The 15,785-nt window shown below is 64.6% G+C and carries 16 protein-coding genes; 8 read left to right on the forward strand and 8 right to left on the reverse strand.

All coding sequences use genetic code 11. The features are described 5' to 3' along the window. Positions 1 to 43: 43 nt before the first annotated feature. The 7 genes from C7450_RS24190 to phnG are packed head-to-tail and all read right to left on the reverse strand — an operon-like array spanning position 44 to position 5,302. The gene (locus C7450_RS24190; protein ID WP_110377036.1) at positions 44 to 655 is read right to left on the reverse strand and encodes a DapH/DapD/GlmU-related protein; all 612 of its coding nucleotides are present in this window, start codon (positions 653 to 655) and stop codon (positions 44 to 46) included. Next, positions 652 to 1,350, reverse strand: a complete 699-nt coding sequence (phnL, locus tag C7450_RS24195; RefSeq protein ID WP_110377037.1) for a phosphonate C-P lyase system protein PhnL — start codon at positions 1,348 to 1,350, stop codon at positions 652 to 654. The genes C7450_RS24190 and phnL overlap by 4 nt, the downstream gene beginning before the upstream one ends. Positions 1,351 to 1,370: 20 nt before the next feature. Continuing rightward, positions 1,371 to 2,177, reverse strand: a complete 807-nt coding sequence (gene phnK, locus C7450_RS24200; RefSeq protein WP_110377038.1) for a phosphonate C-P lyase system protein PhnK — start codon at positions 2,175 to 2,177, stop codon at positions 1,371 to 1,373. Positions 2,178 to 2,209: 32 nt separating this feature from the next. Then, complete coding sequence (locus tag C7450_RS24205) at positions 2,210 to 3,094, reverse strand: alpha-D-ribose 1-methylphosphonate 5-phosphate C-P-lyase PhnJ (protein ID WP_110377039.1); 885 nt, start codon at positions 3,092 to 3,094, stop codon at positions 2,210 to 2,212. Next, on the reverse strand, positions 3,091 to 4,188 hold the full coding sequence (locus tag C7450_RS24210) for a carbon-phosphorus lyase complex subunit (RefSeq protein ID WP_110377040.1): 1,098 nt from the start codon (positions 4,186 to 4,188) through the stop codon (positions 3,091 to 3,093). Before C7450_RS24210 ends, C7450_RS24205 begins: the two co-directional genes overlap by 4 nt. 2 nt (positions 4,189 to 4,190) lie before the next feature. After that, positions 4,191 to 4,796, reverse strand: a complete 606-nt coding sequence (gene phnH / locus C7450_RS24215) for a phosphonate C-P lyase system protein PhnH (protein ID WP_110377041.1) — start codon at positions 4,794 to 4,796, stop codon at positions 4,191 to 4,193. After that, a complete protein-coding gene (phnG, locus tag C7450_RS24220) occupies positions 4,793 to 5,302 on the reverse strand; it encodes a phosphonate C-P lyase system protein PhnG (protein WP_110377042.1) in 510 nt (169 codons plus the stop codon). The genes phnH and phnG overlap by 4 nt, the downstream gene beginning before the upstream one ends. Before the next feature lie 283 nt (positions 5,303 to 5,585). Between phnG and phnF the strand changes: the two genes are divergently transcribed. The 7 genes from phnF (at position 5,586) to phnN (ending at position 12,301) form a co-directional block, all read left to right on the forward strand. After that, positions 5,586 to 6,332, forward strand: coding sequence for a phosphonate metabolism transcriptional regulator PhnF (gene phnF, locus C7450_RS24225; RefSeq protein WP_170147410.1), 747 nt, complete (start codon positions 5,586 to 5,588; stop codon positions 6,330 to 6,332). Between the two features lie 358 nt (positions 6,333 to 6,690). After that, positions 6,691 to 7,503 carry a phosphonate ABC transporter ATP-binding protein gene (gene phnC, locus C7450_RS24230; RefSeq protein WP_110377206.1) on the forward strand — a complete coding sequence of 271 codons (813 nt, stop codon included), beginning with the start codon at positions 6,691 to 6,693 and terminating at the stop codon, positions 7,501 to 7,503. Between the two features lie 154 nt (positions 7,504 to 7,657). Continuing rightward, on the forward strand, positions 7,658 to 8,563 hold the full coding sequence (gene phnD, locus C7450_RS24235) for a phosphonate ABC transporter substrate-binding protein (RefSeq protein ID WP_110377044.1): 906 nt from the start codon (positions 7,658 to 7,660) through the stop codon (positions 8,561 to 8,563). A gap of 65 nt (positions 8,564 to 8,628) precedes the next feature. Continuing rightward, positions 8,629 to 9,507, forward strand: coding sequence for a phosphonate ABC transporter, permease protein PhnE (gene phnE, locus C7450_RS24240; protein ID WP_110377045.1), 879 nt, complete (start codon positions 8,629 to 8,631; stop codon positions 9,505 to 9,507). After that, positions 9,504 to 10,418 (forward strand): phosphonate ABC transporter, permease protein PhnE, encoded by a 915-nt coding sequence (gene phnE, locus C7450_RS24245; RefSeq protein ID WP_110377046.1) that lies wholly within the window; start codon positions 9,504 to 9,506, stop codon positions 10,416 to 10,418. The genes phnE (C7450_RS24240) and phnE (C7450_RS24245) overlap by 4 nt, the downstream gene beginning before the upstream one ends. Positions 10,419 to 10,520: 102 nt before the next feature. After that, positions 10,521 to 11,693: an alpha-D-ribose 1-methylphosphonate 5-triphosphate diphosphatase gene (locus C7450_RS24250; protein WP_110377047.1), complete on the forward strand. Its 1,173-nt coding sequence runs from the start codon at positions 10,521 to 10,523 to the stop codon at positions 11,691 to 11,693. Positions 11,694 to 11,695: 2 nt separating this feature from the next. After that, positions 11,696 to 12,301: a phosphonate metabolism protein/1,5-bisphosphokinase (PRPP-forming) PhnN gene (phnN, locus tag C7450_RS24255; RefSeq protein ID WP_110377048.1), complete on the forward strand. Its 606-nt coding sequence runs from the start codon at positions 11,696 to 11,698 to the stop codon at positions 12,299 to 12,301. Between the two features lie 502 nt (positions 12,302 to 12,803). Here phnN and C7450_RS24260 read toward each other — a convergent pair. Further along, positions 12,804 to 13,784: an aldo/keto reductase gene (locus tag C7450_RS24260; protein WP_110377207.1), complete on the reverse strand. Its 981-nt coding sequence runs from the start codon at positions 13,782 to 13,784 to the stop codon at positions 12,804 to 12,806. 335 nt (positions 13,785 to 14,119) lie between these two features. Here C7450_RS24260 and C7450_RS24265 point away from each other — a divergent pair, with 335 nt between their 5' ends. After that, positions 14,120 to 15,709 (forward strand): CYTH and CHAD domain-containing protein, encoded by a 1,590-nt coding sequence (locus C7450_RS24265; protein ID WP_110377049.1) that lies wholly within the window; start codon positions 14,120 to 14,122, stop codon positions 15,707 to 15,709. The last annotated feature ends 76 nt before the right edge of the window (positions 15,710 to 15,785 follow it).

The raw sequence follows: 15,785 nt of genomic DNA on the forward strand, positions 1-15,785 counted from the left end.
AATCATAATCTATCTAATATTTCAAAGTATATATACGCGCCTTTCATTTGTATTTTTCTATGAACTCCTCAGCCGACATCGCCCTGAAATCGGGCAGCGCCTGATGAAGTCTGTCGTGCGGCCAATCCCACCAGGCGAGGTCCATGAGCGCCTGCGCCACCTCATCCCGGAACCGCTGACGGATGGTCTTCGCCGGCACACCGACGGCAATCGCAAAGTCGGGAACATCGCGCGTGACGACGGCATTGGAACCAACGACGGCACCGGTACCGATCGTCACACCCGGCATGACGACCGCACCATGGCCGATCCAGGTATCATGACCGATCGTGATGCGGCTCCCCGCGCGCCAATCGAAGAAATCCGCGTCGTCGCTCTCGCCATCGAAGTACCAGCCGGACCGGTAGGAAAAGTGATGTAATGAGGCGCGATGCATCGGATGCATGCTGGCGTAGATGCGTACATAAGCGGCAATATTGGAGAACTTTCCAATATCCGCATAGGCAATCTGCGTACCTTCGACGGCATAGGAATAGTCGCCGATACGCGACCGCGCGACATGGCAGCGCGCGCCGATATCGACATAGCGGCCCAATTCGCTGTCCTTGACATCGGCGGTCGGATGGATCAGCGCCGTCTCGGATAATCTGGTCATGCGGCCCTCTGGAACTGTGCGACTTCAAACAGCCGGTCGGCAACGGCCTCGCGTACTTCCGCGTCGTGAAAGATGCCCACGACCGCCGTGCCGCGCGCCTTGGCCTCGCGGATCAGCGCGATCACAATCTGCCTGTTGGCGGCATCGAGCGAGGCCGTCGGCTCGTCGAGCAGAAGAACGGGATAGTCGACGACGAAGCTGCGGGCGATATTGACCCGCTGCTGCTCGCCCCCGGAAAAGGTGGCTGGCGCCAGCGACCAAAGCCGCCGCGGGATATTCAGTCGGCTAAGAAGGTCGCCGGCGCGCGCGTCCGCTTCTTCGCCGGGCAGTCCCCATATCCTCGCCGGCTCGGCGACGATATCGCGTGTCGGGACCCGCGGTATGACGCGCAGAAACTGGCTGACGTAGCCGACCGTGCGACGGCGGACCTCCACCACGCGCCAAGGCTCGGCGCTGGCGAGATCGATGGCTGCGCCGTCATGCATCACCAGAATCTCACCGCTGTCGGGCTTGTAGTTGGCATAGAGCGAGCGCAGGAGCGTCGACTTGCCGGCACCGGATGGCCCGTGCAGGCACACGCATTCGCCCGCGTGCACGCGAAGATCAAGGCCGGCGAATACCGGGATCCGCACGCCACCCTGGGTGTGCAGGGTGAAACTTTTACTCAGACTGCGAACATCTATTCTGGCGACCATCATATCAATCCTTGCGACGTTCACGCCTGCAGCACCGAAGACACCAGAAGCTGCGTATAAGGGTGATGGGGATCGTCGAGCACCTGGTCGGTCAATCCCGCCTCCACCACGTCGCCGCGCCACATCACCATGAGGCGGTCGGCCAAGAGCCGGACCACCGCAAGGTCATGCGTCACCACCACGGCGGCAATGCCGAGATCGCGCACCAGTCCGCGCAGGAGATCGAGCAGGCGCGCCTGCACCGAGACATCAAGGCCGCCGGTCGGCTCATCCATGAAGACGAGGCGCGGCCGCGTCACCAGATTGCGGGCGATCTGCAGGCGCTGCTGCATGCCGCCGGAAAACACACGCGGCTTGTCGTCGATGCGGTCGATATCGATCTCCACGCGAGCGAGCCAATCCTCGGCCTCCCGCCGGATATCGCCATAGTGGCGCGCGCCGATCGCCATGGGCCGCTCGCCGATGTTGCCGCCGGCGCTCACGGCCATGCGCAGCCCGTCGCGCGGGTTCTGGTGAACGAAGCCCCAATCCGTACGCATCAGCATGCGGCGCTCCGGCTCGGACAAGGTGAGAATATCGACGAGCGGTGCGTCCTCCGACCCACGCCGCAGATCATAGGCGATCGAGCCGGCGTCCGGGGCCAGCCTGCCGGAGAGGCAATTGAGCAGGGTCGACTTGCCCGAGCCGGATTCCCCGACGATCCCGATGACCTCGCCCGGATAGAGCGTGAAATCGATATTCCGGCAGGCGACCGTGCGGCCGAAAGACTTGTTGAGGCCTTCCACCTTGAGGAGGGGCTTGCGGACAGCAGCCGATGCGCGCGTCATTCGTTCGGGCCTTGTGGCTGATACCGTGGTCATCATCTCGCCTCCGGCTCGAGCGCATCATCCATATCGGGCTGCTCGCCCACATGGCCCGCGGCGCGGCGCTGGCCGCAATAGTCGGTATCGGAACAGACGAACATCCGTTTGCCCCTGTCGTCGAGCACCACTTCGTCGAGGTAGCTGTCGGTTGCGCCGCACAGCGCGCAGGCGCCGTCCCAGCGCTGGACCGTGAACGGGTGATCGTCGAAATCGAGGCTCTTCACGGTGGTATAGGGCGGGATCGCGTAGATGCGCTTCTCGCGGCCGGCGCCGAAGAGCTGGATCGCGGGATTGTCCTGCATCTTGGGATTGTCGAATTTCGGGATGGGCGACGGCGCGGTGAGATAGCGTCCATTGACGATGACAGGATAATCGTAGGTCGTCGCGATATGGCCGAACTGCGCGATGTCCTCGTAGAGCTTCACCTGCATCAGCCCGTATTCGCCATAGGCGTGCATCTTGCGCGTCTCGGTCTCGCGTGGCTCAAGCCGGCGCAAGGGTTCGGGTTGCGGCACCTGATAGACGAGGATCTGCCCCTCGACCAGATTGGCCTCCGGGACGCGATGGCGCGTCTGGATGATGGTGGCGTCCGTCGTCTTCTCGGTCGTCGCCACGTCGGCAACGCGTTCGAAAAAGCGGCGGATCGACACGGCATTGGTGGTGTCGTCGGCGCCCTGGTCGATGACCTTGAGCACGTCGCGGGGGCCGATGACGCTGGCCGTGACCTGGATGCCGCCCGTGCCCCAGCCATAGGCCAGCGGCATCTCGCGGCCACCGAACGGCACCTGGTAGCCCGGGATGGCGAGCGCTTTCAGGAGCGTCCGGCGGATCATCCGTTTCGTCTGCTCATCGAGATAGGCGAAATTATAGTCGCCGGTCATTCCGCGGCCTCCTGCGGTTCCACCCGTGCCTGCTCGGCGCGCATCTTGCGCACGAGTTCGAGCTCTGCCTGGAAGTCGACATAGTGAGGCAGCTTGAAATGGGTGACGAAGCCGACGGCTTCGACATTATCGGTATGCGAGAGGACGAATTCATCATCCTGCGCGGGGTAAAGCGCATCCTCGCCCAGTTCCTTGCAGCGCAGCGCCCGGTCCACGAGAGACATGGCCATGGCCTTGCGCTCGCAGTGGCCGAAACTCAGCCCATAGCCGCGCGTGAACTGCGGTGGCTTCTCCGCCGAGCCCTTGAACTGGTTGATCATCTGGCACTCGGTGACCGTGATATCGCCGATGTCGATGGGAAAGCCGAGCTCTTCCGGCACGATCTCGACCGAGACCTCACCCATGCGCAATTCACCGACGAAGGGATGACTGCCGCCGTAGCCGCGCGTCGTCGAATAGGCGAGCCCCAGGACAAAGCCTTCGTCGCCGCGCGCGAGGTTCTGCAACCGTTGATCGCGCCCCGCCGGAAAGGACATGGGATCGCGGGTGACGTCGAAGACGGGCTCGCCTTCCCGGTCCGCCACCTCCTCCTCGATCAGGCCCTCGTGGGAGAGAATATCGAGCACCGGCAGCATGGTCTCCGGCAGCGGTGAAGCGGCCTGCTCGGCCTCCGGAACCGTCTCGCCTTCCGCCGCCAGGGCGAAATCGAGCAGCCGATGCGTGTAGTCGTAGGTAGGCCCGAGAACCTGCCCGCCGGGCATATCCTTATAGGCGGCCGAGACGCGCCGGCGCACGGCCATCTCAGCCGTTTCAATGGGGCGGGACACCGCGATGCGCGGCAGGGTGGTGCGATAGGCGCGCAGCAGGAAGATGGCCTCGATGCTGTCCCCCTGCGCCTGTTTCAAGGCGAGCGCCGCAAGCTCCGGATCGTAGACGGAACCTTCGTTCATGACGCGATCGACGGCGAGGCGGAACTGTTCGGTGATCTGCGCGAGACCGAGCTCCGGCACCGCCGGATCGCCACGGCGCTCCTCCGCCACCAGCTTGTGAGAATTCAGGATGGCACGCTCGCCACCCTTTACCGCGACATACATGGCTACTCCTTCACCGTGATGCCCCGAGGAAGGCCCATCACCGCATCGCCGCATGCAAAAAGAACATCCACCCCGAGCGGATAAAGCCCCTGATTGAGCGCCCAATCCGCCCAGAACCAGTCCGGAAGCCCCGCGACCGCGACCGTCCGGCGGCGGAGAATGCCAGGCCCGGACCACTGGCGCTGCGGCCCTTCGGTCAGCGAGGGCACCGTCACGACGAGGGTCGTCGACCGATCGGGATAGCGCTCGTCGCCCATGGCAAACGCGTCAAGGCGCGGCATCGCCGCCGCGTCGCCGATCAGTCCGAAACGCGCATCCGCAGCCGCGGCGACCAGGGGCGCACCGCAATGAAAGCGCAGGTAGGTCGACACAGCCTCGCTCGAAAGCGCGGCATCGCTCCAGATAGGGGTGTCGAGATCGCAGAGCGTGAGAACGACCGAGGCCATTGCCGGATCGAGCCCCTCGGGCGCCCCCGGTCGGTGCGCGAGCCGCTCGATCGCGCCGGGATAGGCGACGGCGTTCAGCACGCTGCGGAAGACGGACTGGCTGTCGAAGACAGGATCGGCGAAGCCCGGCCCAAGTCCGGCCGAATCGAATGCGAGCGTCATTTCGGATTGTCTCCCCGTACCATGGTGAAGAACTCAACCTTGGTCGATGCCGCCTTGCGACTGCGGGCGTCACGCCGGGCGGCCTGCGCCGCCGCAAGCGGCGCAATAACGGTCTGCTCGAGATCGGGATGCGTCCCCGGCGACTGCAGCAATGCATCAAGGATCGCGGCAATCTCCGCACGCCGGCGATCCCGCCCCTGCACGTAGCCGAGGCCAACCGTGCCGTCGGCGAATTGCAGGGCGCAGCGGGTCACGGTCATCTCACCGAGATTGAAGGCATTGCCCCCGCCGCCGGCGCGTCCCTGCACCATGACGAGGCCGATTTCCGGCGGGCGCAGGAACCGATGCTCAGGGCAGGCAGCGAGGCCCGCGAAAACGGCCTCCAACTCCTCCCGCGGCGCGCGGGCGAGCACGCTCATCCAGAAGCGCCGCGCCTCAACCCTGTCCTTTGTCCCATGTTGAGCCGTCTGCCCGACCCCGTTCCCGGCCGTTTGCCCGCTTGTCATCCGCGTCGATCGCCTCCGCAATCCCACACCCGGACCGCCGAGGCGAGGCCTCTGCCCGGTCCGTATGCCTGCCAAAGATAGACGGATCTAATTTGAAAGGTCCGTATCTTTTCTATATCATGCGGATCTCTATGCCACCATTATATCAATTGAATGACATTGCGGCGTGACACACGATCGGACTATGGGTGCGCCTATACGCGTGTCATATCGCAACAGTACGACACGCGCCGCGGGCTACCCTGCGCGGGACAACACGGACCGAAACGAGATGGAAGCATCGATGGAAGCATCGCCGGCAAGAGGCAGTTCCACGAAGGCACGAACGGCAGCGCCTTCCCTGTGGCAGAAGGTGGCAACCGCCCTGCGTACGGAGATTCGCGACCAGACGCTGAAGCCAGGCCAGCAGATCATGCCCGAAGCGGCCTTGTCCGAACATTTCTCCGTGAGCCGCTTCACGACGCGGCGCGCGCTGGCCGAGCTCGAAAAGGAAGGGCTCATCCGCATCGAGCACGGGCGCGGCCTCTTCGTCGCCGAGGATACCGTCCCCTATGCCGTGGGCGAGCGCACCCGCTTCACCGACAACATGCGCCGCTTCAACATCGCCGGCGACCGCGAGATCCTGTCGACGGCCATCGAAACGGCCGACCCGCTCGTCCGCGAAAGGCTGGAGCTGGCGCGCGGCGCCGACGTCCTCGTCATCGACACCTTGTCCTCGGTCGATGGGCGTCCCATGGGTCTCAGCCAGAATTTCTATCCGGCCGATCGCTTCCGCGGATTTGACAGCGTATTGCGCGAGACGGTTTCCCACACGAAAGCGCTGAAGGCCTTCGGCGTCAACGACTATACGCGCAAATGCACCTGGATCATCAGCCGCATGCCGACAGCCCGGGAAGCCCGCCTGCTCAAGATCGCGCGAAGCCGGCCGGTTCTCGAAACGCAGAAGATCGACATCGACGCTGAGGGTCGTCCCATCGCCTTCGGCATCAGCGCCAATTGCGGTGATCGGATCCAGATCATCATCGAATAGCAGGCCGCGCCGCCGCGCGCCGCCACACACGGCCAGCAGGCGGTTGAGTCATCGGCTGCCATCATAAGTATTTAGCCAAATATCTATTAGCCGACATATCTTTATCAACAGTATCAACATCCCCGAACCAGCACCATTGCGCTTGCACGGCGCCCTGTCACGGAAGTGTTGCAGGAGAGCCTTATAGCCTCACCATCGATGTAGTTTGCAAGGCTGCGGGATCGACTGCGGCTCAGATGTTGGCGTCCGCCCGAGGGGCGCGCGTGGCACCTGTGACCGCTCCAGTCTCGGCGATCCGTCTCCGGCATGGCGGAGACGGTGGGGCATGGCGATAAGGCATTTGGCTGCGGAGGGGTTCTTGCTCAGCATTCGCGATATCTCGCGCCAGTTCGCGACGAAGACGGCCGTCGATAACGTGTCGCTGGAGATCGAACCCGGCGGCTTCATCGGCGTGATCGGTCGTTCCGGCGCAGGAAAATCGACCCTGCTGCGCATGATCAATCGTCTTGTCGACCCGACCAGCGGTCGCATCGTCTTTAACGGCGTCGATATCACGGGGCTGCGCGGCCGCGATCTCCGGCGCTGGCGCCAATCCGCCGCCATGATCTTCCAGCAATTCAACCTCTCAGGCCGGCTCGATGTGCTCACCAATGTGCTCATGGGCCGGCTCAATCATGTTCCAGCTCCCCGCGCCGTGCTGAAGCTCTGGTCGGACGAGGACAAGGCGATCGCCCTGTCCGCGCTCGAGCAGTTCGACATCGCGGGCCTTGCCGCCCAGCGCGCCGAGAGCCTGTCCGGCGGCCAACAGCAGCGTGTCGCGATCGCCCGTGCGCTGGTGCAGGAGCCGCAGATCGTCCTCGCCGACGAACCCGTCGCGTCGCTCGACCCGCGGAACACGAAGGTTGTGATGGACGCGCTCCTGCGCATCAACAAGCACTATGGAATAACCGTGATATGCAACCTGCATTCACTCGATCTCGCACGGACCTATTGCGATCGCCTCATCGGCATCGCCTCCGGCCGGGTCGTCTTCGATGGCGCACCGGACGCGCTGACGGACGATGTGGCGCGTGATCTCTACGGCCTGGAGGCTGAGGACGTGCTTGGGAAGGCGGCCGCCATGCCGCATCCGCAGGCCGCGATGGCAAACGCGTTGTCCATGCCGGCGTGACGGCCTCGACGCCCCCAAATCCCTCGGCCCGCATGTGTACCGGGTTCGGTGCCTGCCAAAAGCGCCCCGTGCTCCCTGAGTTCAATCGAATGGTTAGCCGCGAATTCTGTCGGATACCGCCCACAGCGCACGATAATCTGGATCGGAGATCCCTATGTTCAACCGTCGTCTCGTCATCGCCGCCGCCGTCGGCCTCTTCACCACGGGTGCGGCCTTCGCGCAGGACTGGAAGGCCCAGTATCCCGAACTCACCTTCGCGATCATCCCCGCCGAGAATGCATCGGGCGTGACCGAGCGCTACAATCCGCTGATGGCCTACCTCTCAAAGGAACTCGGCGTTCCCGTCAAGCTGCGCATCGCCAATGACTACGCGGCCGTCATCGAGGGCCAGCGCTCCGGCAACATCCAAATTGCCTCCTACGGCCCCTCGTCTTTTGCACGCGCGCTGATGACCGGCGTGAACACGGAAGCCTTCGCGATCGAGACCAACCTCGACGGCACGAAGGGCTATTATTCCGTCTTCTACGTGAAGAAAGACAGCCCCTACCAGAAGATCGAGGACCTGAAGGGCAAGAACCTCGGCCTTGTCGATCCGAACTCCACGTCCGGCAACAACGTGCCGCGCTTCGCGCTGAACCAGATGAAGATCGACCCGGCCGCCTTCTTCGGCAAAGTCGTCTACACTGGCAGCCATGAGAACGCCGTCATCGCCCTCAACCAGGGCACGGTGGATGTCGCCGCCAACTGGTGGAACGACGAGCAGGAATCGAACCTTCTGCGGATGGCCCGCAAGAACATGGTCAATGCCGACGATTTCCGCATCATCTTCAAGTCCGACCAGATCGTGAACTCGCCATTCGCCATGCTCTCAACCCTGCCGCCGGATCTGAAGACCAAGATCCGCCAGGCGTTCATGGACATCCAGACGAAGGACAAGGCCGCCTTCGACAAGATCTATGAAGGCAAGCAGGGCCCGTGGCAGCCGGTCGACAACGCCGCCTACAAGCCGATCATCGAGCTGAACAGCTTCGTCGACAGCCTGCGCAAGAAGTCGAGCTGAGATCGCTCTCGCCTTCATCGGGGCGGTGACCCCCCCGATGAAGGCGACATGATCGCGCATCGCCCATGACCACATCCGTCCCCACGCTGCCGCCTGCCCACAGCCGGGCACTCGCGCTCCGTTACGAGCGCGAGATCGGCGCCCGACGCTCCCGCGTGCTCCTCGGCTTGGCCGTGTTCATCGCCGCCATGGCCACCGCGGGATGGATGACGGAGGTCAATCTCGGCAAGCTCTTCCAGAACATCGGCGCTTTCGGCTCCTATATCGTCCGGCTCGCCCATCTCGCGAATGGCGAGCCTGTCTGGACGGACCTCGGCGAGTGGTTCTGGGGCCTCCGCAAATGGACCGTGCTTCTTGGCGAGACGTTGCTCATCGCCTATCTCGGCACGGCGCTTGGCGCCGTCTGCGCCTTCATCCTGAGCTTTCCTGCCGCCTTCAATCTCACGCCATCTCCGAGTATACGCTTCGCGGCGCGGCGCTTTATGGAATTTTGCCGCAGCGTGCCCGAAATCGTCTTCGCGCTCGTCTTCGTCATTGCCTTTGGCCTCGGCCCCATACCCGGCGTGCTGGCGCTGGCCATTCACGGCACGGGAGCGCTCGGCAAGCTATTCTCCGAAATCGTCGAGAACATCGACATGGCGCCGGTCGAGGGCATCCGCGCCACCGGGGCCGGCCGTGTCGCCCTCATCCGCTTCGCGGTCCTGCCGCAGGTCCTGTCGGGCTTCGTCAGCTACACGCTGTTGCGCTTCGAGATCAACGTGCGCAGCGCCGCCGTGATGGGCTTCGTGGGCGCAGGCGGCATCGGCCAGGATCTCCTCGAAGCCATCCGCAAGTTCTACTACTCGGATGTCAGCGCGATTCTCATTCTGATCATCGTAACCGTCATGCTCATCGACATGGTCACCGAGCGCATTCGTCACGCGCTGACGGGGATGCCCGCATGAACGCGCCGTCATCGTCATCTCTTGCAGGCCACACCGCAAGCGGCGTCAATCGCCTGCGCGAGGATGCGCTGCGCGAACTGCCGCATCTGCGTACCCGCTATGCCGATGCCTTCCGGCCTGTGACCCGCAACGGCATTCTCGGTGTGATGCTGGCTGTCGGGTTGCTCGCCCTGTTCATCACCGGCTTCGCGGAACTCGGCTTTTCCTTTGCGAAGATGATCGCGGGCCTCGATCAGCTCGGCAAGTTCGTCATTCTCATGTGGCCGCCGACGCCCGGCACGATGAGCCGCTTTCTCCTGTTCGTGCACGCATTGGGCGAAACGGTCGCCATCGCAGCCCTCGGAACGGTGCTGGCCGCCATCCTTGCCCTGCCGTTCGGCTTCCTCGCCGCCAAGAATGTCGTGGCCAACCGCATCGTGCATTTCCTGTCACGCCGCCTGCTCGACACGGTGCGCGGCGTCGACACGCTGATCTGGGCACTGCTCTGGGTGAATGTCGTCGGGCTCGGCCCCTTCGCCGGCGTTCTCGCCATCATGTGCTCGGACACGGGCGCCTTGGGCAAGTTGTTCTCGGAAGCGATCGAAACCGCAAACCGCCGGCCGGTGGAGGGCGTTCTATCGGCCGGCGGGGGCCGCCTCGCGGCGGTTCGCTTCGGCATTTTGCCGCAGGTGCTGCCCGTCTTCGCGAGCCAGCTGCTCTATTACTTCGAGTCCAACACGCGCTCGGCCACCATCATAGGCATTGTCGGCGCGGGGGGAATCGGGCTTCATCTGTCCGAGCAGATTCGCACGCTCGAATGGCAGCACGTGGCCTTCCTGGTCATTCTCATCCTGGCCACGGTGGCAGTCATCGATGCCCTGTCCACACGGTTGCGAAGTGCGATCATCGGTTCGCGTCCCGCGGCCACGTGACCGCCTGAGAGTGCGGATCGGGATCGGCTCCGCGCGAATAATTGAGCGATGAATAGCCTTGACCCACCCCGTGCGGTGGGCGAAAGCCTTTTAGAGAGTTCCATGAACAAGCATGCTCCGCCCTCCCTCTCCACCGGCTCGCTGACCCTGGCCGCCCGCCGCATCGTCCTCGCGGACCGCGAGATCGCCGGGACGGTGCATATGGACGGCGGCTTCATTGTCGGTCTTGAGGAAGACGTGATCGCGCAGGGCGCGATCGACTGCGGGGACGATCTTCTGATCCCGGGTCTGGTGGAGCTCCATACCGACCATCTCGAGCCCCATTTCTCGCCGCGGCCGAAGGTCAACTGGGATGCCTTCTCCGCCGTCTTCTCCTATGACGCGCAGATCGCGGCCGCCGGTATCACCACCGTCCTCGACAGCCTGCGTGTCGGCCGCGACTTCGACAACGCCAAGGGGGCGGGTTCGGCCCTCTTCGAGCTCGGGCAGTCGATCGCGAGGGCCCGCAGCACCGGCCTGCTGCGCGCCGACCACTACACGCATCTGCGCTGCGAAATCCCATGTGAAGGCATGGTGGACGACGCGCGCCGCTATCTCGCGCATTTCGACGTCCGGCTGATGTCGCTGATGGATCATACGCCGGGCGAACGCCAGTTTCGCGACGAGGAAAAGCTGCGCAACTATTACCGTGGGAAGACCACGAAGACCGACGCCGAGCTCGATGACTACTTCGCCGAGCGCAAGCGCTACGCGCAGTTGTTCGCAGCCGGCAACAAGGAGGGGATCGTCGCCCTTGCCAAGGCGCATGGCATCGCCATGGCGAGCCATGATGACACCACCGAGGACCACGTCGCGGAATCGCTCAGCCTCGGTGTGGCGGTCGCCGAATTCCCCACGACCATCGAGGCGGCCGCTGCATCACATGGCGCCGGCCTGTCAGTGCTGATGGGTGCGCCGAACGTGCTGCTCGGCGGCTCCCACTCCGGCAATGTCTCGGCCCGTCATCTCGCCGAGGAGGGGCTGTTGGACATTCTGTCGTCGGATTACGTGCCCGCAAGCCTGCTCGTGGGCGCGATGGCGCTCGCCGATGTGCCGGCCGTCGGCGGCATACCCGGCGCCATTCGTCTTGTCACGAAAACGCCGGCAGCCGTTGCGGGCTTCACCGATCGCGGCGAAATCGCCGCCGGCAAGCGCGCGGATGTCCTGCGCGTGGCGCTGGTCGACGGATATCCGGTCGTCCGCGAAGTCTACCGACAGGGCAACCGGGTCGCGTAATCATGGATGGCGAAACGGACGTGGGTCCAGGATCCCGAGAGGACCGTGCACCGCAGGAGCGCATCGGCCCGGGCCGACTTGTGCTCGTTGTCGGGCCGAGCGGCGCGGGCAAGGACAGCGTGCTGCGCGGCGCCCGCGCGCGGCTGGCGCATGACGATCGTTATGTCTTCCCCCGCCGCAGCGTCACCCGCCCCCCGTCGGCCGACGAGGACAACATCAGCCTGAACGAGGATGCCTTCATCGCTCTCGTCAATGCGGATGCCTTTGCCCTGCACTGGCAAGCCCATGGTCATCGCTATGGCGTGCCGCGGGCCGTCGACACGGCGATCGCCAGTGGCGCCACCGTCATCTGCAACGTCTCGCGGACGGTGCTGCAGGCGGCGCGGCTGCGCTATCAGCATGTCACCGTCATCGGCATCACCGCCTCCCGCGATGTGCTGGCCGCACGGATCTTCGGCCGGGCGCGGGAGAGTGAGGACGAGGCGACCAAGCGGCTGGACCGCGCGACCGCCCTGCGCGCCGTTCCGCTTGACGTCGAGATCGACAACGGCGGCGCCCTCGAAGATGCCGTGACCGCCTTCGTGACCGTGGTGGCCCGGCCGAACTGAGGACGCCGACTGCGTGCGTGAGACCGTAAACGCCTCGACGCACGCAGGGTGCACCCCAGGCAAAAATTGACCGCGTCATCAAGACAGTCGCGGTGCACCAAGCGACATTGTCTCATCTGCCGCGCTGATCCCTCCCCTTCAGGGAAGGGTGGCGCCGCAGGCGCCGGGTGGGGCGACTTGGCGTTGGCCCTGCCGATGAACGGCGACAACTGCCAAGCAGAGCACCACTCCCGGCCTCACGACCCCACCCGACCTCGCTGGCGCGAGGCCACCCTCCCCTGAAGGGGAGGGATCAAGCGCCTGCCCATCCCTGTTGCATCCGCGGGCCCAAGCCTACCGCTTGTGTCCTGCGGACCGTCCCGGGATGACCGGTGCCGACTGCTAGATGCCGATCCGTCCGAGAGCACGCCTGTCTTTTTGCGGATTGGCTCCGCTCGACAATAGACGAGCAAATTCATCAGTTTAGCTGGCATCAGACGATTCCGTCGGAACGAAACGTGCCCTAAGCCAGCGGCATCGCCGCATGCGGGACGTAGGGCTCTTCGAGGCGCGTGATTTCGTCCGGCGAAAGGATGAGCGAAAGCGCTGCAACGGCGTCGTCGAGATGCTGCGGCTTGGTGGCGCCGATGATCGGCGCCGAGACGCCCGGCTTCTGAATGACCCAGGCAAGGGCGACCTGAGCCCGGGGCACCCCCCGTTCGGCGGCAATCTCCGCCACCCGCTCGATCACCCGGCGATCCGCTTCGGCGGTCGCATCGTAGAGCCTGTGCATGACACGGTCTGTGCGCGTGCGTTCCGTTTCCTCGTTCCAGTCGCGTGTCAGGCGCCCCCGCGCCATGGGGCTCCATGGGATGATGCCGACGCCCTGGTCCTGGCACAGCGGCAGCATCTCTCGCTCTTCCTCGCGATAGAGCAGATTGAGATGGTTCTGCATGGTGACGAAACGCGTCCAGCCATTGCGCTCGGCCACCTGCTGCGCCTTGGCGAAGCGCCACGCATACATGGACGAGGCGCCGATATAGCGGGCCTTGCCCGCCTTCACGACGTCATGCAGGGCCTCCATGATCTCTTCCGCCTCGACATGCGGATCCCAGCGGTGAATCTGGTAGAGATCGACATAGTCCATGCCGAGACGGCGCAGGCTGTGATCGATCTCGGTCATGATCGCCTTGCGCGACAGGCCCGCACCATTGGGACCGGGACGCATGCGGTTGAACACCTTTGTCGCAACGACGATATCGTCGCGGCGTGCGAGGTCCTTCAGCGCGCGGCCGATGATCTCCTCCGAGGTGCCGTCGGAATAGACATTTGCCGTATCGAAGAACGTGATGCCGGCTTCCACCGCCTTGCGCAGCAGCGGCCGGCTCTCGTCCTCGGGCAGGGTCCAGCTGTGGTCACCCCGGCCCGGCACCCCGAAGGTCATGCACCCGAGGCACAGACGCGAGATCTCCGTACCCGTGGTGCCAAGTCTGCCATATTGCATCATGCGATCCTCCCGTGCGGGTCCGTTGTCGGTCTGGCTGTCGATCACCGCGGGCGCGCAGGCCCCCGCAGGTATGCGGCCGACACGATAGTCCCCCCGGCCCGGAATATCGAGCGCAGCGACGCCCACGCCGACGTCACATCTTACGCGTGATCAAGCCATGATCTGTGTCATATCGTTGAGATATCACCTGTGGCTTATTGGGGCTAAAGCTGAGTGCGGCGACGATCTCGTGACGCAGGCCGCTTCAATTAACGGCAGACGCCTGCAACTTGGCCGGATATAATCAGGGCTTATGAGGGTGATCGATGTGTGGGAGTGTGGGGTTGGACGCGATGCCCAGCGATGCGGCCCACTCAGACGAAGGCGGCCCGGACGCTGCAGCGGCCGAGGCTCCCCGCGAGATCGAGCTGAAGCTCCTGGCCGCGCCCGGCATGCTCGAACAGATCCATGATGCCCCTTTTATCGTTCAGCATGCGCGGAACAAGGGGACGGTGCGGCATCTGGAAGCCGTCTATTTCGACACGCCGGACCATCGGCTCGCCGCACATGGTGTTTCGCTGCGGGTGCGGCGAAGCGGCAAGCGCTGCATCCAGACCATCAAGCTGCCCCCCGACGTCAGCCAGCTGAGCCGCCCGGAATGGGAAACGCCCGTTTCCGGCATGGAGCCGGACCTCAGCCTGTTCCCCCTCTCCGACATCGGCGACCCGATCGCCCATCTTGCCGCCGACGCGATCGCACCCGTGTTCACGACGCGTGTACGCCGCCGGACGCGGACCATCGCGCTTCGCAACGCGACGATCGAGCTCGCTTTCGACGAGGGCACGATCGAGGTGGCGGACAGGCAGGCTCCCATCAACGAGATCGAGCTGGAGCTCAAGGCAGGCGATATCGGTGCGCTTTACGACTTCGGGCTCGCGCTTCTCGATCTCGCGCCGCTCCAGGTCGGCAGGGAAAGCAAGGCGGAGCGTGGTTACGCCCTTGCCCTCGGCACGGAACCGGCTGCCAATCGCGCCGGTCCCTCCGATCTCACCGCCGAGGACAGCGTCGACACGGCCATCGCCAAGCTGCTGTCGGGTTGCCACGCCCATATGGTTCGCAACGCGGCGGCCGCAGCGCACGGCAAGGCGCCCGAGGGCGTGCACCAGATGCGGGTCGCCCTGCGGCGCCTGCGCACCGCGCTGGCACTGCTTCACCGCGAAGTCCCCGCCCCCTGCCTGAAAAGTCTGTCCGCAGAGGCCAAAGCCATCGCGCAAGCGCTCGGCGATGCACGCAACTGGGACGTGTTCCTGACCTCGACCGTGCAGGGCATCGCCGCGGCAGGGCTGCCAGGGTTCGATGCAGAGGCGCTGCGTGCCGCCGCCGAACCGGTCCGCCAGCAGAGCTACACAGCCGTGCGCGCCATGCTGGCGGCCGAGCGGACGAACCGCTTCTCATTGTCGCTCGGGCAGATCGTGGCACGCCGCGCCTGGCGCAACGCCATCGACAGCGAAACCCTGAACGTCTTGACCGAGCCGGTTGCAGCGCTGGCCGAGCGCGCGCTGTCCCGCTTGCATCGCAAGGCCCTCAAGCAGGGCGCGGGCTTTCGCAATCTGGAGCCGGAGGCCCGGCATGGCCTGCGCCTGACATTGAAGAAGCTGCGCTACGCCGCGGAGTTCTTCCTGCCGCTCTTCCCGGATGACAGCCATGCCAAGGCCTATCTGAAGCGGCTTGCCAAACTGCAGGATGCCCTGGGCGTCGACAATGATGTCACCACGACAGACCAGCTTCTCGAGGCTATCGCCGCGCGGTCCCAGGCGCCGGCCGTCCACCGGGCGATCGGCCTCATGACCGGCTGGTTGGAGCGGGACCGCATCGAGGCGATGAAGTCCCTGACCGGCCGGTGGAGGGCCTTCAAGGCGACCGAGCCGTTCTGGAAGGCCTGATAGCAACCTGCGATGAGGTCGATTCGGGCGTTGGTCAAGCCCGCGTGGCGCCTGAGCGTCGCCCAGGCGCGGATGC

Source organism: Chelatococcus asaccharovorans, assembly GCF_003201475.1.
Taxonomy (GTDB): Bacteria; Pseudomonadota; Alphaproteobacteria; order Rhizobiales; family Beijerinckiaceae; genus Chelatococcus; species Chelatococcus asaccharovorans.

Bases quoted from the DNA above. Each gene is read 5' to 3' on its own strand.
- phnK (WP_110377038.1), bottom strand. From the start codon at position 2,177: ATGACGCGCGCATCGGCTGCTGTCCGCAAGCCCCTCCTCAAGGTGGAA.
- C7450_RS24190 (WP_110377036.1), bottom strand. From the start codon at position 655: ATGACCAGATTATCCGAGACGGCGCTGATCCATCCGACCGCCGATGTC.
- C7450_RS24210 (WP_110377040.1), bottom strand. From the start codon at position 4,188: ATGTATGTCGCGGTAAAGGGTGGCGAGCGTGCCATCCTGAATTCTCAC.
- phnD (WP_110377044.1), top strand. From the start codon at position 7,658: ATGTTCAACCGTCGTCTCGTCATCGCCGCCGCCGTCGGCCTCTTCACC.
- C7450_RS24250 (WP_110377047.1), top strand. From the start codon at position 10,521: ATGAACAAGCATGCTCCGCCCTCCCTCTCCACCGGCTCGCTGACCCTG.
- phnN (WP_110377048.1), top strand. From the start codon at position 11,696: ATGGATGGCGAAACGGACGTGGGTCCAGGATCCCGAGAGGACCGTGCA.
- phnE (WP_110377045.1), top strand. From the start codon at position 8,629: ATGACCACATCCGTCCCCACGCTGCCGCCTGCCCACAGCCGGGCACTC.
- C7450_RS24260 (WP_110377207.1), bottom strand. From the start codon at position 13,784: ATGCAATATGGCAGACTTGGCACCACGGGTACGGAGATCTCGCGTCTG.
- C7450_RS24265 (WP_110377049.1), top strand. From the start codon at position 14,120: ATGCCCAGCGATGCGGCCCACTCAGACGAAGGCGGCCCGGACGCTGCA.
- phnG (WP_110377042.1), bottom strand. From the start codon at position 5,302: ATGACAAGCGGGCAAACGGCCGGGAACGGGGTCGGGCAGACGGCTCAA.
- phnH (WP_110377041.1), bottom strand. From the start codon at position 4,796: ATGACGCTCGCATTCGATTCGGCCGGACTTGGGCCGGGCTTCGCCGAT.
- phnE (WP_110377046.1), top strand. From the start codon at position 9,504: ATGAACGCGCCGTCATCGTCATCTCTTGCAGGCCACACCGCAAGCGGC.
- phnL (WP_110377037.1), bottom strand. From the start codon at position 1,350: ATGGTCGCCAGAATAGATGTTCGCAGTCTGAGTAAAAGTTTCACCCTG.
- C7450_RS24205 (WP_110377039.1), bottom strand. From the start codon at position 3,094: ATGACCGGCGACTATAATTTCGCCTATCTCGATGAGCAGACGAAACGG.
- phnF (WP_170147410.1), top strand. From the start codon at position 5,586: ATGGAAGCATCGCCGGCAAGAGGCAGTTCCACGAAGGCACGAACGGCA.